Consider the following 25,645-nt stretch of genomic DNA (forward strand, 5'->3'; position numbering starts at 1 on the left):
GGAAAAAGTCTTTAAAGGGGATTTTTGCAATGAAAAAAGGAAGAGGAAACCGTCCGACCATAGGGATCATGCTGGGTGATGTGGAATCTGATTATACCGTAGAATTAGTAAGGGGATTCTATTCCTGTGCACGGGAAGAAAATGTGAATATTGTTTTTTTGCTTGGACCTCAGATTCCGCAGTATTGCGCAGATATCCTTGCATATAATTTAGATGGAGATTATAACTATCAGTTTGATACGATCTATGATTATGTACATTATATGCAGTTTGATGTACTGATCATCGCAACAGGGTCGCTTTCTTATTATTATCATAATTATGATAAAAAAGCCTTTTTAGAGAGCCATGCCAAAGTTCCATATATTCTGATACAGGATACTTCCGATACAGAAAAAGTACCGTATCTGATCTCAGATAATTATGTCGGAATGCGTTCCTGTATGGAACATTTAGTCAAAGATCATGGTTATAAGAAAATCGCATTCTTAAGCGGACCGAAAGTGAATATTGAGGCACAGGAGCGTCTGCGGGCATATTTAGATGTCATGCAGGAAAACGGCTATATGGTAGATGAGAAGATGATCGCCTATGGCAATTTTACAGAATTAGTTGAAACACATGTCCGCAGACTCTTAGATGAGAACCCGGATTTAGAAGCGATCGCCTGTGCGAATGATAATATGGCAAAAGGCTGTTATAAAGTCTGCAAAGAGCGTCACATGGTTGTAGGAAGGGATATTGCGATAACCGGTTATGATGATGTGGATCTGGCAAAAAAGATGCAGCCACCGTTGACAAGTGTGTCTCAGCGGAGCTTTCATTTTAGTTATACCGCATTGCGAAAGGCAATCGCTTTATATAAAGGTGAACAGGTAGGATCGGAAAAAGCAAAGACACTGCTCGTAAAACGCGGTTCTTGTGGATGCCATATCGGAGACCTTCAGAATGGCGGGTTGTCAGCACAAACAGATTTAGATGCATACATAGAAAAATCTGTCAAAAATTTGGAATCCATTTTATTTTCGGGGCTTCCGTATAAGAAAGATAAAGAGCACTTTTGCGCTTTGTTAGAGAGGTATTTTGCTTATATTTCAAAACATGTATTAAAAGAAACTTCGGAAGATTTCGTGATGGATGACCTGCTTGGGGTTCTGCAGGAATTTGTTGGATATCCGCATATTTCAAGACAGGGACTGCTGATGCATGTGACAGAAGTTGTGCAGGTATTAGCAGCGAATGTCACGGATAGTAAGGCAAAAGAACTGCTTTTATATATTATCAGTGCAACCCAGCAGTTTATCTATAATTCCATCAATAAGACAATGGAAAAAGAAATGTTAGAGCTGAACCGGAAAGCATGGTTTGTGCCGAGTTTTACCAGAGATCTAAACCGCAAAGGCAGCAGAGGGGATCTAAGGGAAGTGATGCGTCCGGTATTAGAACGTTTCCGTATGATGAAAGTCAAAAGCTGTTATGTGTATCTGTTTGCAAAGCCGGTCGTGCATGATGAACAGGCATTATTCCGTCTGCCGGAAAAAATGTATTTAGCAGCTTATTACACGCCGGAGAAGATGGCCTGCTACAGCAGTGAGGTAAGTCCGTATATCACAGCAAAAAACGGTTTTACTTCTTTTCTGCCGGAGGCAGCAGATCCGGCGATACTGACATCTTTTATCCTGTTTTCAGGAGATAAACAGTATGGGATTCTTCTATGTGATGTGGAACAGGAAGATATGTCCTTTTTGCAGATCTGTGGTATGCAGTTAGGTGCGTTATTCCGGTATCTTGATCTGAACTGGGTGGAACAGGAGTCCTATCAGGAATTACAGAAATCATTAAAAGTGATTAGTGAGAAAAATAATATCTTAAGTTTTATCTCTGAATATGATGAACTGAGTGGACTGTTAAACCGCAGGGGATTTATGGAACGGATACTGACATGCTTAGAACAGAATGACGGAAGGAAAGCCTATCTGATCTTCTGTGACTTAGACCACTTAAAAGAGATCAATGACAGCTTCGGGCATACCGCAGGTGATTTTGCAATTGAGAGCGCAGCAAAGCGTTTAAAACAGGTACTTCCAAAAGATGCAATCACTGCACGTATCGGCGGAGATGAATTTGTGTCACTGGTATTGTCTGATCTGCCGGGGTTTAAAGATGCACTTTTACTACAGCTTGAACAGGCGGCAGAGAGATTTAACAGTAACGGACAGATTCCATATTATGTGGAGATCTCTACCGGGATCTGGGAATTTTACTGCGAACCGCAGACAGATATCAATGAACTGATGAACAAATCAGATGAATTATTATATGAAGCGAAAAAGAACCGCCGCAGGACAATCTGTAAATAACAGATGCTTCTGCGGCCGTTTTTTATATTTTATAACGATGATTATACAACACTCATTTCACGAAGCAGATCCTGTTTCATCTGGTATAGTTTGTCTGAAAGGTCGACATAGATCTTAGACGGATTTACAAAACGCTTATTCTCGTCCCAGATCGTATTTTTTTCTTTTGTACAGATTTCCTGTAATTCCATCACAGTATAAGAAGGATAGATACACGTTCCGTTTTTAAATACCGGAACGAGCATTTCACGCATGGTATAACTGCCACCCGTTAAGCGTGTTTTCTTCCACGGCTCGTTCGGATCGAAAAGTACAAGGTCTTTGCCGGTATCAAATGTTTCTGTGGCAAGGCAGATATAATCAGCACGGATTTTTCCGGTTGCCTTATCATAGATACGGTAGACGGTTTTATTCCCCGGATTCGTAACTTTCTCAGTATTTTCGGAGAGCTTGATCTTCGGCAGAAATGTACCGTCTTCACTTTTTATGGCAGCAAGTTTGTATACACCGCCAAAAGCAGGATTGTCTTTTGCAGTGATCAGGTTTGTACCGACACCCCATGAATTGATCTTTGCACCCTGCGATTTTAAATTTTCGATCAGATATTCATCGAGATCGTTTGAAGCAGAGATCACAGCATCAGAAAATCCTGCATCATCTAACATTTTTCTTGCAATCTTAGACAAATAAGCAAGATCACCGCTGTCCATGCGGATACCATAGTAAGTCAGCGGAATACCGGCATTACGCATCTCTGTAAATACCCGGATGGCATTCAAAATACCGGATTTTAACGTATCATAGGTGTCAACTAACAGGATACAGGCAGACGGATAGAGAGAAGCATAGGTTTTAAATGCAGTATATTCATCCGGAAAACTCATGATCCAGCTGTGGGCATGGGTGCCAAGGACAGGAACATCAAATAATTTACCGGTCAGTACATTTGAAGTTCCCTTACAGCCGCCGATAACTGCGGCTCTTGCACCGTAAACACCGGAATCCGGACCCTGTGCACGACGGAGTCCGAATTCCATCACACCGTCTCCATTTGCGGCATAACAGACACGGGCAGCTTTTGTTGCGATCAGACTCTGGTGGTTTAAGATATTTAAGACAGCCGTTTCGATAAGCTGTGCCTCCATGATCGGTGCGATCACCTTTAAAAGAGGTTCTCTTGGGAAGATGATACTGCCTTCCGGAATGGCATAGATGTCACCGGTAAAATGAAAATCACGCAGATGATCGAGAAAATCTTCTTCAAAGATCTGAAGACTTCTTAAGTATTCGATATCATCTTCGGAAAAATGCAGATTTTTGATATAGTCGATGATCTGCTCTAAACCGGCACAGATGGCATATCCGCCATTACATGGGTTGTTCCGGTAAAAAGCATCAAAAACAACGACTTCTTTGCAGTTGCTTTTATAATAACCCTGCATCATGGTCAGTTCATACAGATCTGTCAGCAGAGTCAGGTTTAATGTACTCATAGGGACTCCTTTCGTTTACTATGACTGTTTTTTTGTCAGGGTTCATAGATAGTGTATGAACGGTGATGATTTTTATCCTTATGATACAAACAAGATGCGGAATCGTCAAGACAACAAATCACTTGCAATTCTAAAATGCCTATGGTAGTATAACGACGGACAGTATCCAAAGGAACTGTACTGGTGTATTACATACAAGTAAATGAATAAAGATCCATGTACAATGGCCTCACCGGATGGGCGGCACATACAAGGCAGGGATTTTTACTTATCATGTACCAAAACATGGATTGTCATACGATTGTACTGCAATTTTATGACAGTGTTTTTTATATACCCAGACAGCCTGTCTGGGTTTTTTATTGGAAAATTCGTTGCAATTTTCTCTTGTATCAGTTCCTTTGCGTCTATCAGGAAAATGAATTTACCAGAAAGGAAACGAAAATGGAAATTACAGGTTCAATCAAAGAAGTAAGAGCACAGGTAAAAGAATGGAGAAAACAGGGACTTACCGTTGGTCTTGTGCCAACGATGGGATATCTGCATGAAGGACATAAGAGTCTGATCGACAGAGCCGTTTTGGAAAATGATAAAGTCGTTGTCAGTGATTTTGTCAATCCGATCCAGTTTGGAGTCAATGAAGATCTTTCTACTTATCCAAGAGATATTGAAGCAGATAAAAAGCTGTGTGAGGCAGCAGGTGCAGCTCTGATCTTTCATCCGGAGCCGGAAGAAATGTATGCACCGGATTTTTCTACTTATGTGGAAACAGAGCATGTCAGCGCAGGACTTTGTGGAAAAACAAGACCAACACATTTTAGAGGTGTCTGTACTGTAGTCAGCAAATTATTCAACATTGTAGCACCGGATAAGGCATATTTTGGACAAAAAGATGCGCAGCAGTTAGCGGTCATCCGTCGTATGGTACGCGATCTGAACATGGATATTGAGATCATCGGCTGTCCGATTATAAGAGAAGCAGATGGCTTGGCGAAAAGTTCCAGAAATACTTATCTAAGTCCAGAGGAAAGAAAGGCAGCCTTAGTACTTTCAAAGGCAATTTTCCATGGAGAAGAAATGGTTAAAAACGGAGAGAAGAAGTCAGATGTGATCTTGACGGAGATGAAGCAGATCATTGAAGCAGAACCGTTAGCAAAGATCGATTATGTAGAAATGGTAGATGCTGACAGTATCGAAACGGTCGAAGAAGTCAAAGGACGGGTACTTGTAGCCATGGCTGTTTATATCGGAAAGACACGATTGATCGATAACTTTATAGTATAAGAGGTAAAAATAGATATGACGTTAGAAATGTTAAAAAGCAAGATCCACCGTGCAACCGTAACACAGGCAGAATTAAATTATGTCGGAAGTATCACGATAGATGAAAGCCTGATGGAGGCTGCCGGAATCATAGAATATGAAAAAGTACAGATTGCAGATGTGGATAACGGAGCACGTTTTGAAACATATGTGATCGCAGGAGAAGCAGGAAGCGGTATTATCTGTTTAAACGGAGCAGCCGCACGTATGGTATCCACAGGAGATAAAGTGATCATTATGAGTTATGCACAGATGCAGCCGCAGGAAGTGAAAGAAAATCCGCCAAAAGTTGTATTTGTAGATGAAAATAATCAGATCACATCGGTTACACGCTATGAAAAACATGGTGTATTGATGCAGATGGAGGCGTGATCATCTGCGTGAAATTTTGAAAGGAAAAGGAAAATAAAGATGAATCAGATTAAAAAACTATGTAGTTTTTTATCCTCTAATATCGCAGTATTTATTATTATCTTTTCTGTGATCGCATTCTTTTATCCAAAGGGATTTTCATGGGCAACGAATTATACGACGATCTTTTTAGGCGTTGCCATGTTTGGAATGGGCTTGACGATCAAAGCAGAAGACTTTAAGATTGTTTTTATGCGTCCGAAAGATTTGTTCATCGGATGTCTGTTACAGTATACGATCATGCCGCTTGCAGCATTTGCACTGGCAAAAATCTTTCATCTGCCAACGGATCTGGCATTAGGCGTGATCTTAGTAGGCTGTTGTCCGGGAGGTACAGCGAGTAATGTGATCACTTATATCGCAGGCGGAGATGTACCGTTATCCGTTGGAATGACTATGGTATCTACGATCTTAGCACCGATATGCACCCCATTTTTGGTGTACCTGTTAGGCGGCTCATGGGTGGAAGTATCACTTGCAGCCATGATGCTGTCTGTGGTAAAAGTAGTATTGGTGCCGGTTTTAGGCGGCATCCTGTTATACCATATTTTCCCGAAACAGGTAGATGCGATCCGCGATTTCCTGCCGATGGTATCAGTGATCTCGATTGTGATGATCATATCCGGAATCGTAGGAAGTAATGCAGAAAAAATCATCACCTGTGGGGCATTGGTGATGATCGTTGTTGCGATCCACAATGGCATTGGGCTTGCACTAGGTACATTTGCGGCAAAACTGTTAAAATTAGAAGAACCAAAAGTGACGGCTATCGGGATCGAAGTTGGCATGCAGAACAGCGGACTTGCAATCTCTTTAGCGGCGGCAAATTTTGCAGCAAATCCGCTTGCAACACTGCCGGGAGCAATTTTTTCTGTCTGGCATAATATTTCCGGTACCCTTTATGCAGGACTGCGGAATCGGAAACAGACAGTAAAAGCAGAACAGACAGGTGCAGAAACAGCAACAGAAGCTGTATAAAATATAAAGAAAAGGAAAGAGGAAAAGAGCATGGAAAAGAAAAAGTTTTCGACCACAAAATTTGTAGAAATGGCACTGTTAGTAGCGATCATCTTATTGATGGCATTTACACCGATCGGTTACATCAAGACATTTGGATTAGAGATCACTCTGATCGTTGTTCCGGTGACTGTTGGCGCGATCACATTAGGACCGGCAGCAGGAGCGGTTTTAGGGGCAGTATTTGGAATCACCAGCTTTATCCAGTGTTTTGGAATGAGTGCATTTGGTGCAATGCTTTTAAGCATCAATCCGGCTGGAACATTTGTTGTCTGTGTAGCAGCACGTATTTTGATGGGTTTTCTGACAGGACTGATCTATCAGGGGCTTAAGAAAGTACAGCCAATCCGTAAGATTTCTGTATTTCTTGCAAGTCTGATCGGACCATTTTTAAATACATTTTTCTTTATGACTACATTAGTGCTCTTTTTCTACAATACAGAGTACATTCAGGGAATCGTAACTTCTTTGGGTGCAAAAAATGCATTTGCATTTGTGATAGCATTTGTAGGAGTGAACGGACTTGTTGAAGCAATCGTATGCTTTATCTTAGGAAGTGCAGTTTCTAAGGCATTACAGGTGGCACTTAAGAACCGGTAAGAGAGATGGGGCTTAGTGGCAGGCTGATGGATTGCTGGGCTTTGATGAGTGAAAGTTTGGGATTGTTTTAGGAAATGGTGAGCCTGCCCACCAAATGGAGGAACGCTTTATGATGATCGAAGAATTGATGCAGGAGGAGTTTGAGGCAGGCAGAGCAGAAGGGAAAACGGAGGGAGAACGAAATTCTTTAACGACCGCTGTTTTGGATATTTTAGAAATCAGAAATATTTTTTTGTATAAAAAGATTGAATCTGGATATGTTTCATTGTATAATAGCAACAGATTGGCGATGATAAAAGCTGCGATTTAGCGACAGACCAGAGAGCCGGTGGATGGTGAGAACCGGACTGTTTAAGAATCTTTCCACTTTTTGAGCCAGTGATGAAAGTCACAGACTGGTACTCTTTACCGTACCAAATGAAGAGGCTGGTGTAACCGGCAATATGGGTGGCAACGCGGAAATAACCTTTCGTCCCATGCACAAAAAGTGTGGGATGAAAGGATTTTTTTATTTACAAAACAGATTTTTAAGAAAGATGAGGGACATACAAATGATCGATTTGAAATTTTTAAGAGAGAATCCTGAAATCGTAAGACAGAATATCAAAAATAAATTTCAGGAACAGAAACTGCCATTAGTAGACGAAGTGATCGAGTTAGACGAACAGTCGAGAAAGGCAAAACAGGAAGCAGATGCGCTTCGTGCAAACAGAAATGTCGTTTCCAAACAGATCGGAGCCTTAATGGGACAGGGCAAAAAAGACGAAGCCATGGCATTAAAAGAGCAGGTACAGAAAGATGCCACACGTTTAGCTGAATTAGAAGCACAGGAAAAAGAGTTACAGGAAAAAGTGACAAAGATCATGATGACCATTCCAAATATCATCGACCCATCTGTACCGATTGGTAAAGATGACAGCTGTAATGTGGAAATCGAGAAATTTGGTGAACCTGTGGTACCGGATTTTGAAATCCCATATCATACAGAGATCATGGAACGTTTTAACGGTATCGACCTTGATGCAGCCGGAAAAGTAGCAGGTAATGGTTTCTATTACCTGATGGGAGATATTGCAAGATTACATTCAGCCGTTATTTCCTATGCCAGAGATTTTATGATCGACAGGGGCTTTACTTACTGTATTCCGCCTTATATGATCCGAAGCAACGTAGTAACCGGTGTTATGAGTTTTGATGAAATGGATGCCATGATGTATAAGATCGAGGGAGAAGATCTTTATCTGATCGGAACTTCCGAACATTCCATGATCGGTAAATTTATCGATACGATCCATGAAGAAGAAAAACTGCCATATACACTCACAAGTTATTCTCCATGTTTCAGAAAAGAAAAAGGTGCCCATGGTATTGAAGAACGTGGTGTTTACCGTATCCATCAGTTTGAAAAACAGGAAATGATCGTTGTATGTAAGCCGGAGGAATCTAAAAAATGGTATGATGTTTTATGGAAGAATACCGTTGATCTGTTCCGCAGCTTAGATATTCCGGTTCGTACATTAGAGTGCTGTTCCGGAGATCTTGCAGATCTGAAAGTAAAATCCTGTGATGTAGAAGCATGGTCACCAAGACAGAAGAAGTATTTCGAGGTTGGAAGCTGTTCTAATTTAGGAGATGCACAGGCAAGACGTCTGAAGATCCGCGTAAAAGATAAAGACGGCAATAAGTATTTTGCGCATACATTAAATAATACAGTAGTTGCACCGCCACGTATGCTGATCGCATTTTTAGAGAACAATTTAAATGCAGATGGAAGTGTTAACATTCCAAAGGCATTACAGCCATATATGGGTGGAAAGACCAAGATTGAGTAAAGAAGAAGTAAATAAGTTATAATTAGAGATAAGGACAGGGCTTTGTGCAGAGATGGTACAAAGCCCTGTTTGTGAAATTGTCATATGCCATAGGAAAATCGCTGTGATTTTAAGATTAGGATTGTATTTTTTTTATTTTAGAATATAATAAAAATGTGATTATTAAACACACATTTACAAATAATAATGTGATTTCTTTATGCTAAAATTACTATAAAAATGTGAGGACTGATTTTATGGAACGATTTATTCTGAAAAAATTGTTGGACTGGAAAAATTCATCATACCGCAAACCATTGATACTAAAGGGTGTGCGGCAGGTAGGAAAGACATGGATTTTAAAAGAATTTGGTACACGTTACTATGAAAATACCGCTTATTTTAACTTTGATGAAAATGAAGAATATAAACAGTTTTTTGAAACAACAAAAGATGTAGATCGTATCCTGCAAAATCTGATGCTTGCGAGCGGACAGAAGATCGTACCGGAAAAGACACTCATTATCTTTGATGAGGTGCAGGATTGCCCAAATGTTATCAATTCTATGAAGTATTTTTGTGAAAATGCACCCCAGTATCATATTGCCTGTGCCGGCTCCCTGCTTGGAATAACATTAGCAAAGCCGTCCTCTTTTCCGGTGGGCAAGGTGAATTTTATGCAGATCGATCCGATGACTTTTTCGGAATTTTTAATTGCGAACGGAGATCAGAACTTAGCCCAGTATTTAGAGAGCGTAAATGTTATCGAACCGATTCCGGATGCTTTTTTTAATCCGCTATACGAAAAACTGAAAATGTATTATGTTACCGGCGGCATGCCGGAACCTGTGCTGATGTGGACAGAAGCACGAGATGTCCCTGCCATGCAGGAAGCATTGTCCGGTATTATTGATGCCTATGAGCGTGACTTCGCAAAACATCCGAATATTAGTGAATTTTCGAAGATCTCAATGATCTGGAAGTCAATTCCGTCCCAGTTAGCAAAAGAAAATAAGAAATTTATATACAAGGTTGTTAAGGAGGGGGCAAGGGCACGTGAATATGAAGATGCGCTACAGTGGTTAGTCGATGCCCGTCTTGTGCATAAAATCTATCGAAGTTCAGCTCCTAATCTGCCAATCGCAGCTTATGATGATCTTCTGGCATTTAAGATTTATCTTGTTGATGTCGGGATTTTGCGTCGTTTGGCACAATTAGCACCTACAGCTTTTGGAGAAGGGAATCGTTTGTTTACGGAGTTTAAAGGTGCACTGACTGAGAATTTTGTGTTACAGACATTGATCACACAGTTTGAAGTAGTTCCGAGATACTGGTCTAAGAGCAATCCTCCATATGAGGTGGATTTCCTGATCCAGCGGGAAAATGATATTTTTCCTATTGAGGTGAAATCGGAAGCAAATACATCAAGTAAAAGTCTTAAGAAATTCAAGGAACTTTTTCCAGATAAAGTCAAACTTCGTGTGAGATTTTCGTTAGACAATCTAAAGTTAGACAACGATCTGCTAAATATTCCATTATTTATGGCAGATCAGACAGACAGGTTGATCGGACTGGCATTAGAAAATTTACAAGGCTAACCTGCCATGGATTTTTTCATATAAACCAGCCCTGTAATATCCGCAAGCACCCACCCGATCGGAATAGACATCCAGATCCCGATCTCAGAATGCATCAAAGCAGCCAACAGATAGGCAAGCAGTACCCGGATGCCGAGAGAAATGACTGTTAAGATCACAGACATTTCTGCCATGCAGACCGCACGATAATAACCATACAGCAAAAACAGACAGCCGATACCACAGTAAAAAGCACCTTCGATACGCAGATAAGAAATGCCGGCAGCAATCACTTCGGTTTCTTCCGGTAAAACAAAAATATGCATCAGATTTTTTGCAAAGAAAAAGACAACGATCGAAATACAGATGCAGAACGAAATACTGATAGCAAATGCCTGACGGGTTCCCTTTTTGATCCGGTCATACTGCTTTGCACCATAATTCTGGGCAATGAAAGTAGAATAGGCGTTGCCAAAATCCTGTGCCGGAAGATAGGCAATCGTATCGATCTTGACTGCGGCAGCAAAGGCAGCCATGATGGCAGGTCCAAAGCTGTTGACAAGTCCCTGCACCATTAAAATACCAAAGTTCATCACTGACTGCTGGATACAGGTCAGCGAGGACAGGTTGAGGATCTCTTTTAGTATCTGTTTGTCGTAATGCAGTTCTTTTTTAGACGGCAGAAGGTTTTTACAGCGGAAAATGGTATATAACAAAATACCGATAGCAGATACATATTGTGCCAAAACGGTAGCAACAGCGGCACCTTTGATCCCCCATGGAAAAACTGCAATAAACAGCAGGTCTAAGCTGATATTTAATACAGTAGAAACAGCAAGAAAGACCAGAGGAACAACGGAATTTCCAAGTGCACGCAGCAGACAGGAAAAAAAGTTGTAGAGCGAAGTTGCAATGATCCCGGCAAAAATGATCAATAAATACTCTTTCATAGGCTGTAAGATCGCAGAAGGCACCCTCAGAAATGCAAGGATCAGATCGATGCCGATGTATACAAGGATATTTAAGATCAATGTGACAGCAAAGATCAGAAGAAATGCATGACAGATGGCAAACTTTTTAGCTGTGTCATCTTTTTTTCCATGATAAATAGAAATGACTGCCCCTGCTCCCATGCAAAGACCAAGAAAAATGGAACAGAGAAACGTCATCAATGTATATGCGGAGCCGACAGCGGCAAGGGCATCTTTTCCTAATATCCTTCCAACGATCAAAGTATCTGCAAGATTGTAGCACTGCTGCAGCAGATTTCCTGCGATCATCGGGAGGGCAAATAAAAGAAGGGAACATGAAATGTTTCCCTTTGTTAAGTCACGATACATAAAATCTAACCTCATTTCGTTTGGTATCAGGGGGGTAAAATAATCCTGAAAATCCTAAGATCACGTTCTGGCATACTCCAAGCAGCAAGTGCCGGGAACTGCGTGAACAGTAACATCATATACTCATTAAGCGAATATGGCAATACCACATATTGACGTATATCCGGGAAAAATGGTAATATAGCACTATCTAGATGAGGGTACGAAAGAGGTGTATTCTATTAACAGGATGAAATATTTTCAACGGGCAGCATGGCTGATCTTAGCGATACAGATCATTATGCTGGTACTCGAATTATGGGCATTTCAAATTGAAGATATGACGCTGTCAAAGGGAACACAGGATGCATTTGATGATGGCTGGGTGATGATGCGTGAAGATGGCACGAGAGAGGATCTGCATACCTTACCATATATAGGAAAGAGCAAAGCGGGAGAAACTGTCGTATTAGAAAATACGATTCCGCAAGAGTATAAAGGCCAGACACTTTATTTTTTATCAGCAGATAAACAGCTGCGGGTATGGATCGATGACAGGGAAGTATATGAATTTGGGATGACAGACAAGCGGCTGTTCGGACATACACCGGGAAGTATTGTCAATTTTATCGACATTCCGACAGATATGAAACAGGGGAATATCAGGATCGAAATGGTATCGCCATATGCAGATTATGCAGCTGTGGTCACAAAAATGACGATCGCAGACAGAGATATTGCGATCATGGGACTTCTTAAAAGTAATCTGCTGAATATTGTATTCTGCGTGCTGATACTGATATCAGCGATCATCTTGATCCTGCTTGCAGTCGTTGAAAAAATTTCCGGACAGGGTACGCAGGGGCTGGTCTATTTAAGTCTGTACTGTCTGGATGCGGCATTTTATTATTTTATAGAAACAAAGATCTTAAGTATTTTTTATGGCAACCAGACCTTGTATTCCATGCTGGTATTCATGTGTCTGATGTTAATGCCATTATTTCTGATGCTGTATTATGAACGGAGCCGCATGGGAGAATATAACCGCCGTTACCAGCTTTTGCTGATGGTCATCTGTGCAAATATTTTTATACAGCTTATCTTACAGGCATTTGATATCTTTGATTTTATGGAAATGGTGTCCGTTTCACATGTGCTGGTATTTCTGACAAGCGTTTTTATCGTTGCCAGCTTTTTAGAGGCATCGAAGAAGACGAATGGAGTCAGGCTGCGTTTAGAGATATTTGCGTTATTCTGCATGATCGCAGGCAGTATCATGGATATTATACGGAGTTATCTGTTTAAAGTCGGGGATATGGGTAAGTACGGAAGGATGGCAACAGCCATTTTCTCGATCACTATGGTGATCGTCCATATCGTTGCACTTTCTAAAAATTATGCGTCCAGTGTGGAAGAACGGGCAGCCGCAAAAGGCAGATTTTTAGCACATATGTCACATGAGATCCGTACACCGATCCATGCGGTACTCGGCATGGATGAGATGATCTTACGGGAAAGCGGTGAACCTTTTATACGGGAATATGCAGCCGATATTTACAGTGCAGGACAGACACTGTTGTCACTTGTGAATGATATCTTAGATTTCTCTAAGATCGAGTCAGGGAAGATGGAACTTGTCATGGCAGATTATGATCTCTGTAGTGTGATCCATGACCTTGTCAATATGATCTTTATGCGGGCACAGGAAAAAGGCTTGGAGTTTAGCGTATCTGTGGAGGCAGATCTCCCATCGGGATTGAGAGGGGATGATGTACGTCTGCGTCAGATTTTGTCGAATCTTTTGACAAATGCAGTGAAATATACCAATGAAGGAAGTGTGCATTTATCCGTAAGTGGTGTGCGGGACGCAGAAGATGTGATCCTGCATTTTGAAGTAGTAGATACCGGAATCGGAATTAAGAAAGAAGATATTCCGAAGCTGTTTGAAGAATTTGAACGGATTGAGGAAAAAAGGAACCGGAGCATTGAGGGTACAGGGCTTGGAATGAATATCACGACGCAGCTTTTACATATGATGGGCAGCCGGCTTTGCGTGGAGAGCGTTTATGCAAAAGGCTCAAAGTTTTCCTTTGACCTGCGTCAGCAGGTGGTAAACGAGAACGTTGTCGGTAATTTCAAGGAGCGTGTCGAACAGATCCGTGATCATGTGCATGAAGCCGGATTTTATGCACCGGATGCAAAGGTTCTGATCGTAGATGATAATGAAATCAATAGGAAAGTGATCCATAATCTGCTCAAACAAAATCGGGTACAAGTATTTGAGGCAGAAAGCGGTCAGGAATGTCTGGATATGGTCAGACAACAGTCTTTCGACCTGATCTTTTTAGATCATATGATGCCGGAAATGGACGGAGTCGAAACATTACACCGTATGAGGAATACAGACGACTATCCATGTAAATATACACCGGTGATCGTACTGACTGCAAATGCAGTTGCAGGAGCAAAAGAAAATTATCTGAAAGAAGGATTTGATGATTTCCTTTCAAAACCGGTCATACCGGGCAAGCTGGAAAATATGATCTTTACATGGCTGCCAGAGGAATTGCTGCAGGATACGTTGCCGGAAGAAGATATATCATGGGAAGAAGAATTAGGGCGTTCAGAGCTAGAGGATCTTCCGGTTGTAGATGGCATTGACTGGAATTATACATGGCTGCATTTGTCAGATATGGAATTGTTAGAATATACGGTCGGGGAATTTTATCTGATGATCGAAGAATCGGCAGAAGAATTAGAAAATTTATATCAGAAGATCGATGAAGATGACGGACTTGCGGCATATCGTGTGAAAGCACATGGCATGAAAAGTTCGGCGGCACTGATCGGTGCAGTCCCATTAGCCGGAATGGCAAAAATTTTGGAATTTGCAGCAAAAGAACATAATGTTGAGAAAATTCGCACACTAACGCCTGCATTTTTAGAAGAATGGAGAAGTTACAAAAATAAATTAAAGAATTTTGTGATATTAAAAGAGGAAGAAAGGACAGGGAGGTAATCAAAAATCTGCATCCGGCAGGGTATCTTATGAAGCCGCCTGTGAAAGATAAATTATTAGCAGAGATCAGGCGGCTGCTCTGATCCATGTATATATTTTCTACCTTAAGGAATAAATTTACATTTATTTTGTTTACATTTTCGGTTGAAAAACTTCTTATAGTATGGTAGAATTTTTTAGATTTAAGTACAGCAGAACAGAATATAAGAAACCGAAGAAGGAAAAAAGCGAAGTCTTTTTTTTTTGCCAACACAGAACAAATATTCGAATTTTTTTACGGCAAACCACTTCTTTTGGGCAGTTAAGAAAACCACGAAAGGACAGGGCAAAACCATGAAAGCATTTTTAATACTCGAAGATGGGAATGTATTTGAGGGAAGCAGCATTGGTGCAGAAAGAGAAGTCATCAGCGAGATCGTATTTAATACATCCATGACAGGATATTTAGAGGTACTGACAGATCCGTCTTATGCGGGACAGGCAGTTGTTATGACATATCCACTCATTGGAAATTATGGTATCACGCCGGATATGGAGTCAAAACGTCCATGGCCGGATGGATATATCGTTCGTGAATTATCCAGAATGCCGAGTAATTTCCGTTGTGAGGGAAGTATTCAGGACTTTTTGAAAAAGTATGATATTCCGGGAATCGCAGGAATTGATACAAGAGCATTGACGAAGATTCTTCGTGAGAAGGGTACCATGAATGGTATGATCACGACGGATGAAAATTATAATATAGAAGAAATCATTCCCAGATTACAAGCATATACCACAGGAAATGTTGTAGATAAAGTGACCTGTGATACAGTCAGAGTATTAGAAGGCAAAGGAAAAAAAGTTGCATTATTAGATTTAGGTGCAAAGAACAATATTGCCCAGTCATTAAATAAACGGGGATGTCAGGTGACGATTTATCCGGCACATACTCCGGCAGAAGAAATTTTAGCAGCAAAACCAGATGGGATCATGTTAAGCAACGGACCGGGAGATCCAAAAGAATGTACAGCGATCATCGAGGAGATCAAAAAGCTGTATGCTTCTGATACACCGATCTTTGCAATCTGCTTAGGACATCAGTTAATGGCACTTGCAAATGGTGCAGATACCCATAAGATGAAATACGGACATCGTGGAGGAAACCACCCGGTGAAAGATCTAAAGACCGGCCGCGTCTATATTTCTTCGCAGAATCATGGATATGTGGTAGATACCGATACTTTAGATGAGAAGATCGCAAAACCGGCATTTGTCAATGTCAATGACGGTACAAATGAAGGACTTGAATATGTCGGAAAAAATATCTTCACCGTACAGTTCCATCCGGAAGCGTGTCCGGGACCACAGGACAGTGCATATTTGTTTGACAGATTTATCGAAATGATGGGAGGAATAAAATAATGCCAAAGAATAAAGATATCAAAAAAGTATTAGTAATTGGTTCCGGTCCTATCGTCATCGGTCAGGCAGCAGAATTTGATTATGCCGGAACGCAGGCATGCCGCTCTTTGAAAGAAGAAGGCGTAGAAGTAGTTTTAGTAAACTCCAATCCGGCAACGATCATGACAGATAAAGAAATTGCAGATGAAGTTTATATCGAGCCATTGACAGCGTCTGTATTAGAGCAGATCATTTTAAAAGAAAAACCGGACAGTGTCCTTCCGACCTTAGGTGGACAGGCAGGCTTAAACCTTGGTATGGAGTTAGCCGAATCAGGATTTTTAGAGAAACATAATGTAAAGCTGATCGGAACGACTGCGGAAACTATTTTCAAAGCAGAAGACCGTCAGGCATTTAAAGATACCATGGAGAAGATCGGAGAGCCATGTGCAGCTTCACAGGTTGTACATAATGTAGAAGACGGTATCAAATTTACCAATACGATCGGTTATCCGGTTGTACTGCGTCCGGCTTATACATTAGGTGGAAGCGGCGGTGGAATCGCTCATAATGAACAGGAACTCATTGACATTTTAACAAACGGACTTCGTTTAAGCCGTGTCGGAGAAGTTTTAGTAGAGCGTTGTATCGCAGGTTGGAAAGAGATCGAATACGAAGTGATGCGTGATGCAAACGGTAACTGTATTACAGTTTGTAACATGGAAAATATCGATCCGGTCGGTGTGCATACCGGTGACAGTATCGTAGTAGCACCGTCCCAGACATTAGGTGATAAAGAATATCAGATGCTTCGTACATCTGCATTAAATATTATTTCTGAATTAAATATCACAGGTGGATGTAACGTACAGTATGCATTAAAGCCGGACAGCTTTGAATACTGTGTGATCGAGGTAAATCCGCGTGTATCCCGTTCTTCTGCATTAGCATCGAAAGCCACCGGATATCCGATCGCAAAAGTAGCAGCGAAGATCGCATTAGGATATACCTTAGATGAGATTAAAAATGCAATTACCGGAAAGACTTATGCAAGTTTTGAACCGATGTTAGATTACTGTGTAGTCAAGATCCCAAGACTTCCATTTGATAAGTTTATTACAGCAAAGAGAACTTTAACGACACAGATGAAAGCAACCGGAGAAGTTATGAGTATCTGCAATAACTTTGAGGGTGCCCTGATGAAAGCAATCCGTTCTCTTGAACAGCATGTAGACAGTCTGATGGCGTATGATTTTGATAAACTGACAGACAAGGAATTAGAAGACGAATTAAAGATCGTTGATGACAGAAGGATTTTTTGTATCGCAGAAGCATTACGTCGTGGTATCAGCTATGAACATATCCATGAGATTACCCAGATCGATCTCTGGTTTATCGATAAACTTGCGATCATCGTCGAGATGGAGCAGGCATTAAAGACACAGGAACTTACCGTAGACTTATTAAAAGAGGCAAAACGGATCGAGTTCCCGGATAAAGTGATCGCAGAACTGACAGGCAAAACAGAAGACGAGATCAAACAGATGCGTTACGCAAATGGAATCACTGCAGTTTATAAGATGGTAGATACCTGTGCAGCAGAATTTAAAGCAGCAACACCATATTACTATTCTGTATTCGGTGGAGAAAATGAAGCAGCAGAAACCAATCCGCAGAAGAAAGTATTAGTATTAGGTTCCGGTCCTATCCGTATCGGCCAGGGTATCGAATTTGATTACTGTTCCGTACACAGTACATGGGCATTCAAAAAAGAAGGATTTGAAACGATCATCATCAATAACAATCCGGAAACCGTATCTACCGATTTTGATATCGCAGATAAACTTTATTTTGAACCATTGACACCGGAAGATGTGGAAAGCATCGTCAATATTGAAAAACCAGACGGAGCTGTTGTACAGTTTGGTGGACAGACAGCGATCAAGCTGACAGAGAGCTTAATGAAAATGGGTGTCAAGATCTACGGTACAAAAGCAGAAGATGTAGATGCAGCAGAAGACAGGGAATTGTTCGACCAGATCTTAGAGCAGACTAAGATACCAAGAGCAGCCGGAGGAACGGTATTTACCGCAGAAGAGGCAAAAGAAGTTGCAAACCGTTTGGGTTATCCGGTACTTGTACGTCCATCTTATGTATTAGGTGGTCAGGGTATGAAGATCGCCTATAATGATGATGAGATCGAAGAATTTATTGATATCATCAACCGGATCGCACAGGATCATCCGATCCTTGTAGATAAATATTTACAGGGTAAAGAGATTGAAGTCGATGCCGTATGTGATGGTACCGATATTTTGATTCCGGGTATCATGGAACATATTGAACGTACCGGTGTACATTCCGGTGACAGTATTTCCGTATATCCGGCACCGACGATCAGCAAAGAAGTAAAGGAAACATTAGTTGAATACACAAAACGGTTAGCGCAGGCACTTCATGTCATCGGACTGATCAATATCCAGTTTATCGTGATGGATGGCGAAGTTTATGTAATCGAAGTAAATCCGCGTTCTTCGAGAACCGTACCATATATCAGTAAAGTAACCGGTATTCCGATCGTAGATCTTGCAACAAAAGTGATCATCGGAAATACCTTAAAAGGAATGGGTTATCCGACCGGACTTGCACCTGAGGCAGATTATATTGCGATCAAGATGCCGGTATTCTCCTTTGAAAAACTGCGTGGAGCAGAGATCAGCCTTGGACCGGAAATGAAATCAACCGGAGAGTGTTTAGGAATCGCAAAGAACTTTGACGAAGCATTATACAAAGCATTCCTTGGAGCAGGAGTGACATTACCGAAGTACAAGCAGATGATCATGACGGTAAAAGATGCAGATAAGCCGGAAGCAGTTGGTGTTGCAAAACGTTTTGCTGCATTAGGTTATAAGATCTATGCGACAAGAAGTACCGCAAAATATTTACAGGAGCATGGTGTAGATGCCTTACGTGTTAATAAGATCACACAGGAATCCCCGAATGTCATGGATCTGATCTTAGGACATAAGATCGACCTTGTCATCGATACACCGACACAGGGAAATGGAGATAAGAGCAGAGATGGATTTTTGATCCGTCGAAATGCGATCGAAACAGGTGTGTACTGTATCACAGCAATGGATACGGCAAATGCATTGGCACGAAGCTTAGAAACAACAAATAAGACATTGACACCGGTTGATATCGCAACAGTGAAAAATATCTAAAAGGATCCCCACAGGATGTACGAAAACATCTTGTGGGGATCTTTACGTTCAAGATCATTATGCAGACCGGTAAATGTTATTTGCCCTTCTTTTTCTGCATCGCCTTATGATAGCGGTCGAGTGTATCTTTTAATCTGTCATCTGATGTAAACTGTTTTAAGGTCTCTTCATCAATGACAATACGGTTATCCATGGTTTTCATAATGTCAGCGATCTGCATCTTCTTAGCAATCTTCGGATCATTCAGATCGTAGATCTGGTTGTCACGGAAGTTTAAGATGACAGGCGCCATGAAATTATCAGGATTTTCCATCAGTACAATACCCTTATCACCGGTAGAAAGATCGATACTACATCCTGAAGGCAGGATACGGATAGATCTTGCTAATGCAGAAACGGTCTTAGTATCGTAGAGATCCGGCGATTTCCGTAACTGGCGGATCGCTGCGATCTCAGAGATCGGTGCATGGTGCAGGTTCATGGCAGTCAGATGATCAAACATGTCTGCAACGGCAACGACATATGCCAAAGGGGAGAACAGTATGCCCTTTAGATCCTCTTTTGACTGTGCAGCTAAAAGTGTATGCGTCTGCTGGATAATCCTTAACACTTCGGAACTAAGAAGGTATTTATTGGTTTCCGGATATAATAGCTGGAAACCTTTTTTCCTGCATTCCTGAATCACACGCAGATCATCAGGCGTTAATGGTTCCCGTTTGTCTAACAGGTCACGGGGAACATACAGATAACCCAGATCGTATAACAGGGCGGTAGTGATCAGATGGGTTTTCTCCGTATTCGTAAAATTCATCGTGTTTGCGATCATGGCAGATAAGATCGCAGTACTGATCGCATGTTTGTATACAAAATCAGCCGAACTTCTAAGGACCTGCGTGAAGTTCATCTTATGGTCAAGAGAACCATAATGGCTTAAGATATTATTTGTAAGGTCAGATAAAGTATCCGGTGCCTGATCGTTCTGCAGATGATCCATGATCTCTTTGATACGGAACATATAGATCGTCTGGAACTGTTCAAATTGAATATCTTCCTGTGAAATTGGCGGTAGCGGTTCTGCCGGCTCTAATATAAAAAGCCCGATCAGACCGAAATTCTCAATACTTTTAATACCGGAAGCAGTCAGATAGCTGTTGCGGTCGTATAACAATACACCCATTTTATTGTATACAGGCTTCGCAAGACGCATTCCGGGTTTTAGATCATTACTCTCTACGAATTGCATAATTTATTCTCCTTTTACCCAGTTGTTGTTTGGCAGATTGTTTCATAATTCTATAATGAAATTTCCAATTATTATAAATATAACATATTGAAGCGTGGAAAACAATCGGGTATACTGTAGAAAAATGGTAAAAATGAGGAAAATAACAGATATGAAACACAGATATCAGTATTTATGGAAAATGGCATGTGCGGCAGTGGTCAGTATGCTTTTGATGGCATCTTTGACAACCTATGCATCACAGACCGGAAATAAATTAAAAAAAGCAGGAAAAGAGATTGACGAATTAGAACAGAAAAAGGCTGCGGCAGAAGAAAACGTCGGCAATCTAAAAGAGCAGGAAAGCGGTTTGAAAGGGGAGCTTGCCGGCTTAAATACACAGTTATCCGATGTATCTGCAAAGATCAATGAATTAGAAGTAAAGATCGCAGATAAACAGGCAGAACTTGTGCAGACCAAGGAAGACTTACAGGCAGCTGAGCGGACAAAACAGCAGCAGTATGAGAGCATGAAACTGCGTATCCGGTTCGTGTATGAAAATGGGAATGCAAATATGATAGAAGTGCTGCTTGGCAGCAGTTCCATGTCAGACTTTTTAAGCCGGGCAGAATATGTGGAGGAGGTCAATAAATACGACAGGAAGATGCTTTCTGAATATGAAAATACCTGTGTGCAGATCACGGAAAAAGAAAAAGCGATCGAAACAGAGCAGGCAGAACTGACCGCCATGCAGGGAGAAATGGAAGATAAAGAACAGGAAGTCAATTCACTGATTGCAAAGACACAGAGCAGTCTTACGAGCAAACAGCAGGAGATTTCCGATGCCCAGAGTACAGTAGATGAGTATGGAGCACAGATTGAAAAGATGAAAGCATATGAAGCAGAATTAGAGCGGAAAAAAGCCGAAGAAGCCAAAAAGTCAGCAGCAGAGCAGAAGAAAAAAGAAGCCGCAGCAAAAGGCGGAGGCGGAACCGTCACAGCAAATGCCGGTGATCTTGCCATGCTTGCAGCCTTAGTTGAGTGCGAAGCCGGCGGCGAAAGCTATGACGGGCAGTTAGCGGTCGCAAGCGTTGTTGTAAACCGTGTCAAAAGCGGGGCATTTCCAAATACAGTTTCCGGTGTCATTTATCAGGGCGGACAGTTTTCACCGGTGGCAAGCGGACGATTTGCGATGGTTTTGGCAAAAGGGGCAGCAGGAAGCTGTACACAGGCAGCAAATGCCGCATTATCAGGAAATACAAATGTGAGCAGCCTGTATTTCTGTCAGGCATCTTCCGGTGTTTCAGGCACTGTGATCGGAAATCATGTATTCTACTGATTTGACAATTTTTTAACAATTTAATTGTTGCATTAGAGTTAAGAATATGCTATGATGAACGAGTGAAAGTTAGTTGGGAAATACGATAGGGCTAACTATTATTTTTTTGAAAAAGATTGTTAAAAAATTAACAGCTTTTCAATACCAAAAATGGATAAGGAGACGAGAAAATGGCAAAGAAAGTAGTTTTAGCTGGCGCATGCCGTACAGCAATCGGAAAAATGGGCGGAGCATTAAGCAACACCCCAGCCGCTGATTTAGGTGCTATCGTAATCAAAGAAGCATTAAACAGAGCAGGCGTAAAACCAGAACAGGTTGACGAAGTAATGATGGGATGTGTTATCCAGGCTGCACAGGGACAGAACGTTGCACGTCAGGCATCCATCAAAGCAGGTTTACCGATCGAAGTTCCGGCATTTACATTAAACGTAGTATGTGGATCAGGTCTGAAATGTGTAAACGAAGCTGCCAGCTTAATCATGTCAGGTCAGGCAGACATCGTTGTTGCCGGTGGTATGGAAAATATGTCCATGGCTCCATACGCTATGACAAAAGCTCGTTTTGGATATCGTATGAACAATGCAACGATCATCGATACCATGGTAAATGATGCATTAACAGATGCATTTAATCACTACCACATGATGATCACAGCAGAGAACGTATGTGATAAATATGGCATTACAAGAGAAGAATTAGACGAGTTCTCAGCAAACAGCCAGCAGAAATGTGAAAAAGCAATCGCAGAAGGTAAGTTCGATGATGAGATCGTACCAGTACCTGTTAAAGTTAAGAAAGAGATCGTTGATTTCGTAAAAGACGAAGGACCACGTCCTGGAACAACTGCTGAATCCTTAAGCAAATTAAGATGCTGTTCAGGAAAAGAAGGCGGACTTGTGACAGCAGGTAACGCTTCCGGTATCAACGACGGTGCAGCAGCAATCGTAGTTATGAGTGAAGAAAAAGCAAAAGAGCTTGGTGTAAAACCAATGGCTACATGGGTTGCCGGAGCACTTGGCGGAGTAGAGCCGGAGATCATGGGTGTTGGACCGGTTGCTTCTACAAGAAAAGTTTTTGAGAGAACAGGCTTAACAATCGATGATATGGATCTGATCGAAGCAAACGAAGCATTTGCAGCACAGTCTATCGCAGTTGCAAGAGATCTGAAATTCGATATGTCTAAAGTAAATGTAAACGGTGGTGCGATCGCACTCGGACATCCGGTTGGAGCATCAGGATGCCGTATCTTAGTTACATTATTACACGAGATGCAGAAGAGAGATGCTAAGAAAGGTCTTGCTACACTGTGTATCGGTGGTGGAATGGGTTGTTCAACCATCGTTGAAAGAGATTAGTCAATACATAATTTAATAGCCGGAAAGCAGGATCCTTTCCGGCTATTGGCTATTTAACTTATAATCAATTTAAGGAGGAACTACAATGAAAGTAGGAGTTATTGGCGCAGGAACAATGGGACAGGGTATTGCAAAAGCATTTGCCCAGGTTGACGGATATGAAGTAGCACTCTGTGATATCAAACAGGAGTGGGCTGACAATGGAAAAGCTAAGATCGAAAAAGGATATGGCAGATTAGTAGAAAAAGGAAAAATGACAAAAGAAGCTGTAGATGCTATCCTTGCTAAGATCACACCGGGCTTAAAAGAAGATCTTTGTGCAGACTGCGATCTGATCGTAGAAGCAGCATTTGAAAATATGGAAGTTAAGAAAACAACTTTTGCAGAATTAGACAAGATCGCAAAACCAGAGTGTATCTTCGCTTCTAATACATCCAGCCTTTCTATTACAGAAATCGGAAATGGCTTAACACGTCCAATGATCGGTATGCATTTCTTTAATCCGGCAGACCGTATGAAATTAGTAGAAGTGATCGCTGGTGTAAATACTCCGGCTGAAACAGTTGATGCGATCAAGAAGATTTCTGAAGAGATCGGTAAGACACCTGTACAGGTAAACGAAGCAGCAGGATTTGTTGTAAACCGTATCTTGATCCCAATGATCAACGAAGCAGCATTCATCAAAATGGAAGGTGTTTCCGATATCGCTGGTATTGATGCAGCTATGAAACTTGGTGCAAACCATCCAATGGGACCACTTGAGTTAGGAGATTTCATTGGTCTTGATATCTGCCTTGCAATCATGGATGTTCTTTATAATGAAACTGGTGACAGCAAATATCGTGCCTGCCCATTGATCCGTAAAATGGTTCGTGGCGGTAACCTTGGAGCTAAGACCGGAAAAGGATTCTATGTATACAATGCAGACCGTACAAAAACACCGGTAGATGCACAGTAATCGGCTTTATAAAATATAAGACATGGAGGAATAAAAAACATGGATTTCGGTTTAGATAAGAAACATGAAATGGCGAGATCATTATTTAGAGATTTCGCTGAAAATGAAGTAAAACCTCTGGCTCAGGAAGTAGACGAGACAGAAGAGTTTCCAATGGAAACAGTTAAGAAAATGCAGAAATTAGGATTTATGGGTATTCCGGTACCAAAGGAGTACGGCGGACAGGGATGTGATCCTCTTACATATGTTATGTGTGTAGAAGAACTTTCTAAAGTTTGTGCTACTACAGGTGTTGTTGTTTCTGCACATACATCTCTCTGCATCGATCCGATCATGACATACGGAACAGAAGATCAGAAACAGAAATATGTAAAAGCTCTTGCTACAGGCGAGAAACTTGGTGCTTTCGCATTAACAGAACCGGGTGCAGGTACAGACGCACAGGGAGCACAGACAAAAGCTGTTTTAGATGGTGACGAATGGGTATTAAATGGTTCTAAATGCTTTATCACAAATGGTAAAGTTGCAGACGTTTATATCGTGATCGCAATCACAAGCGTAACAGAAGATAAGAGAGGAAGAAAGAAAAAGAACTTCTCTGCATTTATCGTAGATAAGGGAGCTCCTGGATTCTCCTTCGGAACAAAAGAAAAGAAAATGGGTATCCGTGGTTCATCTACATATGAACTTATCTTTGAAGACTGCAGAATCCCGAAAGAGAACCTTTTAGGACCTCTTGGAAAAGGATTCCCGATCGCTATGCATACATTAGACGGTGGACGTATCGGTATTGCAGCACAGGCACTTGGTATCGCAGAAGGTGCTCTTGACCGTGCAATTGCTTATACAAAAGAGAGAAAACAGTTCGGTCGTTCTATCGCACAGCAGCAGAATACACAGTTTAAGCTTGCAGATATGGCTACAAGAGTAGAAGCAGCTCAGATGTTAGTTTACAAAGCAGCTATGGCAAAAGCTACACAGAAAGTATATTCTGTAGAAGCAGCAAAAGCAAAATTATTTGCAGCAGAAACAGCTATGGCAGTTACAACAGAAGTAGTCCAGTTATTCGGTGGATACGGATATATCAGAGAATATGACGTAGAGCGTATGATGCGTGATGCTAAGATCACTGAGATCTACGAAGGAACATCTGAAGTACAGAGAATGGTAATCTCTGGCGCATTACTTCGGTAATAATCAAACAAACAATAATCATAAGGAGTGAAAAATA

18 protein-coding genes are annotated in these 25,645 nt (G+C 41.3%); 15 read left to right on the plus strand and 3 right to left on the minus strand.

The window, feature by feature from the left end:
• Nucleotides 1-29: 29 nt before the first annotated feature.
• Nucleotides 30-2,360 (plus strand): GGDEF domain-containing protein, encoded by a 2,331-nt coding sequence (locus H8S17_RS09240; RefSeq protein ID WP_186867095.1) that lies wholly within the window; start codon nt 30-32, stop codon nt 2,358-2,360.
• A 41-nt stretch (nt 2,361-2,401) separates the two neighbouring features.
• Here the strand turns inward: H8S17_RS09240 and H8S17_RS09245 are convergent, their stop codons facing one another.
• On the minus strand, nt 2,402-3,853 hold the full coding sequence (locus H8S17_RS09245) for a nicotinate phosphoribosyltransferase (protein ID WP_186867096.1): 1,452 nt from the start codon (nt 3,851-3,853) through the stop codon (nt 2,402-2,404).
• 444 nt (nt 3,854-4,297) lie between these two features.
• Between H8S17_RS09245 and panC the strand changes: the two genes are divergently transcribed.
• From panC to H8S17_RS09280, 7 genes are all read left to right on the plus strand, one after another.
• Complete coding sequence (panC, locus tag H8S17_RS09250; RefSeq protein ID WP_186867097.1) at nt 4,298-5,137, plus strand: pantoate--beta-alanine ligase; 840 nt, start codon at nt 4,298-4,300, stop codon at nt 5,135-5,137.
• Between the two features lie 15 nt (nt 5,138-5,152).
• A complete protein-coding gene (gene panD / locus H8S17_RS09255; RefSeq protein WP_186867098.1) occupies nt 5,153-5,548 on the plus strand; it encodes an aspartate 1-decarboxylase in 396 nt (131 codons plus the stop codon).
• Nucleotides 5,549-5,587: 39 nt separating this feature from the next.
• Nucleotides 5,588-6,565, plus strand: a complete 978-nt coding sequence (locus H8S17_RS09260) for a bile acid:sodium symporter family protein (protein ID WP_186867099.1) — start codon at nt 5,588-5,590, stop codon at nt 6,563-6,565.
• A gap of 30 nt (nt 6,566-6,595) precedes the next feature.
• Nucleotides 6,596-7,204, plus strand: a complete 609-nt coding sequence (locus H8S17_RS09265) for an ECF transporter S component (protein ID WP_186867100.1) — start codon at nt 6,596-6,598, stop codon at nt 7,202-7,204.
• 109 nt (nt 7,205-7,313) lie between these two features.
• Nucleotides 7,314-7,514, plus strand: a complete 201-nt coding sequence (locus H8S17_RS09270) for a hypothetical protein (protein ID WP_186867101.1) — start codon at nt 7,314-7,316, stop codon at nt 7,512-7,514.
• Nucleotides 7,515-7,755: 241 nt separating this feature from the next.
• On the plus strand, nt 7,756-9,036 hold the full coding sequence (serS, locus tag H8S17_RS09275) for a serine--tRNA ligase (protein WP_186867102.1): 1,281 nt from the start codon (nt 7,756-7,758) through the stop codon (nt 9,034-9,036).
• A gap of 236 nt (nt 9,037-9,272) precedes the next feature.
• Complete coding sequence (locus H8S17_RS09280) at nt 9,273-10,613, plus strand: ATP-binding protein (RefSeq protein WP_186867103.1); 1,341 nt, start codon at nt 9,273-9,275, stop codon at nt 10,611-10,613.
• On the opposite strand, the gene H8S17_RS09285 is transcribed toward H8S17_RS09280, so the two are convergent.
• Complete coding sequence (locus H8S17_RS09285) at nt 10,610-11,932, minus strand: MATE family efflux transporter (RefSeq protein ID WP_186867104.1); 1,323 nt, start codon at nt 11,930-11,932, stop codon at nt 10,610-10,612. The genes H8S17_RS09280 and H8S17_RS09285 overlap by 4 nt on opposite strands.
• Nucleotides 11,933-12,161: 229 nt before the next feature.
• Here H8S17_RS09285 and H8S17_RS09290 point away from each other — a divergent pair, with 229 nt between their 5' ends.
• The 3 genes from H8S17_RS09290 (at nt 12,162) to carB (ending at nt 19,540) form a co-directional block, all read left to right on the plus strand.
• Nucleotides 12,162-14,930, plus strand: coding sequence for a response regulator (locus H8S17_RS09290; protein ID WP_186867105.1), 2,769 nt, complete (start codon nt 12,162-12,164; stop codon nt 14,928-14,930).
• Between the two features lie 333 nt (nt 14,931-15,263).
• Nucleotides 15,264-16,334 carry a carbamoyl phosphate synthase small subunit gene (locus H8S17_RS09295; protein ID WP_186867106.1) on the plus strand — a complete coding sequence of 357 codons (1,071 nt, stop codon included), beginning with the start codon at nt 15,264-15,266 and terminating at the stop codon, nt 16,332-16,334.
• Complete coding sequence (carB, locus tag H8S17_RS09300) at nt 16,334-19,540, plus strand: carbamoyl-phosphate synthase large subunit (protein ID WP_186867107.1); 3,207 nt, start codon at nt 16,334-16,336, stop codon at nt 19,538-19,540. Before H8S17_RS09295 ends, carB begins: the two co-directional genes overlap by 1 nt.
• Nucleotides 19,541-19,616: 76 nt before the next feature.
• On the opposite strand, the gene H8S17_RS09305 is transcribed toward carB, so the two are convergent.
• On the minus strand, nt 19,617-20,783 hold the full coding sequence (locus H8S17_RS09305) for an HD-GYP domain-containing protein (protein ID WP_186867108.1): 1,167 nt from the start codon (nt 20,781-20,783) through the stop codon (nt 19,617-19,619).
• Nucleotides 20,784-20,934: 151 nt separating this feature from the next.
• Here H8S17_RS09305 and H8S17_RS09310 point away from each other — a divergent pair, with 151 nt between their 5' ends.
• The 4 genes from H8S17_RS09310 to H8S17_RS09325 all read left to right on the plus strand — a co-directional run bounded on the left by H8S17_RS09310 (nt 20,935) and on the right by H8S17_RS09325 (nt 25,608).
• Nucleotides 20,935-22,101, plus strand: a complete 1,167-nt coding sequence (locus tag H8S17_RS09310; RefSeq protein ID WP_186867109.1) for a cell wall hydrolase — start codon at nt 20,935-20,937, stop codon at nt 22,099-22,101.
• A gap of 170 nt (nt 22,102-22,271) precedes the next feature.
• Nucleotides 22,272-23,456 (plus strand): acetyl-CoA C-acetyltransferase, encoded by a 1,185-nt coding sequence (locus H8S17_RS09315; RefSeq protein WP_178051795.1) that lies wholly within the window; start codon nt 22,272-22,274, stop codon nt 23,454-23,456.
• Between the two features lie 85 nt (nt 23,457-23,541).
• Nucleotides 23,542-24,414, plus strand: coding sequence for a 3-hydroxyacyl-CoA dehydrogenase family protein (locus H8S17_RS09320; protein ID WP_178051796.1), 873 nt, complete (start codon nt 23,542-23,544; stop codon nt 24,412-24,414).
• A gap of 39 nt (nt 24,415-24,453) precedes the next feature.
• Complete coding sequence (locus tag H8S17_RS09325) at nt 24,454-25,608, plus strand: acyl-CoA dehydrogenase (protein WP_186867110.1); 1,155 nt, start codon at nt 24,454-24,456, stop codon at nt 25,606-25,608.
• Nucleotides 25,609-25,645: the final 37 nt, after the last annotated feature.

Origin of the sequence: Roseburia zhanii, assembly GCF_014287635.1 — a bacterium.
GTDB classification, from domain to species: domain Bacteria; phylum Bacillota; class Clostridia; order Lachnospirales; family Lachnospiraceae; genus Roseburia_B; species Roseburia_B zhanii.

Excerpts from the sequence above, each read along its gene's own strand:
- serS (WP_186867102.1), top strand. The coding sequence starts at position 7,756 with ATGATCGATTTGAAATTTTTAAGAGAGAATCCTGAAATCGTAAGACAG.
- panD (WP_186867098.1), top strand. The coding sequence starts at position 5,153 with ATGACGTTAGAAATGTTAAAAAGCAAGATCCACCGTGCAACCGTAACA.
- H8S17_RS09260 (WP_186867099.1), top strand. The coding sequence starts at position 5,588 with ATGAATCAGATTAAAAAACTATGTAGTTTTTTATCCTCTAATATCGCA.
- H8S17_RS09295 (WP_186867106.1), top strand. The coding sequence starts at position 15,264 with ATGAAAGCATTTTTAATACTCGAAGATGGGAATGTATTTGAGGGAAGC.
- H8S17_RS09245 (WP_186867096.1), bottom strand. The coding sequence starts at position 3,853 with ATGAGTACATTAAACCTGACTCTGCTGACAGATCTGTATGAACTGACC.
- H8S17_RS09290 (WP_186867105.1), top strand. The coding sequence starts at position 12,162 with ATGAAATATTTTCAACGGGCAGCATGGCTGATCTTAGCGATACAGATC.
- panC (WP_186867097.1), top strand. The coding sequence starts at position 4,298 with ATGGAAATTACAGGTTCAATCAAAGAAGTAAGAGCACAGGTAAAAGAA.
- H8S17_RS09265 (WP_186867100.1), top strand. The coding sequence starts at position 6,596 with ATGGAAAAGAAAAAGTTTTCGACCACAAAATTTGTAGAAATGGCACTG.
- H8S17_RS09305 (WP_186867108.1), bottom strand. The coding sequence starts at position 20,783 with ATGCAATTCGTAGAGAGTAATGATCTAAAACCCGGAATGCGTCTTGCG.
- H8S17_RS09325 (WP_186867110.1), top strand. The coding sequence starts at position 24,454 with ATGGATTTCGGTTTAGATAAGAAACATGAAATGGCGAGATCATTATTT.
- H8S17_RS09310 (WP_186867109.1), top strand. The coding sequence starts at position 20,935 with ATGAAACACAGATATCAGTATTTATGGAAAATGGCATGTGCGGCAGTG.
- carB (WP_186867107.1), top strand. The coding sequence starts at position 16,334 with ATGCCAAAGAATAAAGATATCAAAAAAGTATTAGTAATTGGTTCCGGT.
- H8S17_RS09280 (WP_186867103.1), top strand. The coding sequence starts at position 9,273 with ATGGAACGATTTATTCTGAAAAAATTGTTGGACTGGAAAAATTCATCA.
- H8S17_RS09240 (WP_186867095.1), top strand. The coding sequence starts at position 30 with ATGAAAAAAGGAAGAGGAAACCGTCCGACCATAGGGATCATGCTGGGT.
- H8S17_RS09270 (WP_186867101.1), top strand. The coding sequence starts at position 7,314 with ATGATGATCGAAGAATTGATGCAGGAGGAGTTTGAGGCAGGCAGAGCA.
- H8S17_RS09320 (WP_178051796.1), top strand. The coding sequence starts at position 23,542 with ATGAAAGTAGGAGTTATTGGCGCAGGAACAATGGGACAGGGTATTGCA.
- H8S17_RS09285 (WP_186867104.1), bottom strand. The coding sequence starts at position 11,932 with ATGTATCGTGACTTAACAAAGGGAAACATTTCATGTTCCCTTCTTTTA.
- H8S17_RS09315 (WP_178051795.1), top strand. The coding sequence starts at position 22,272 with ATGGCAAAGAAAGTAGTTTTAGCTGGCGCATGCCGTACAGCAATCGGA.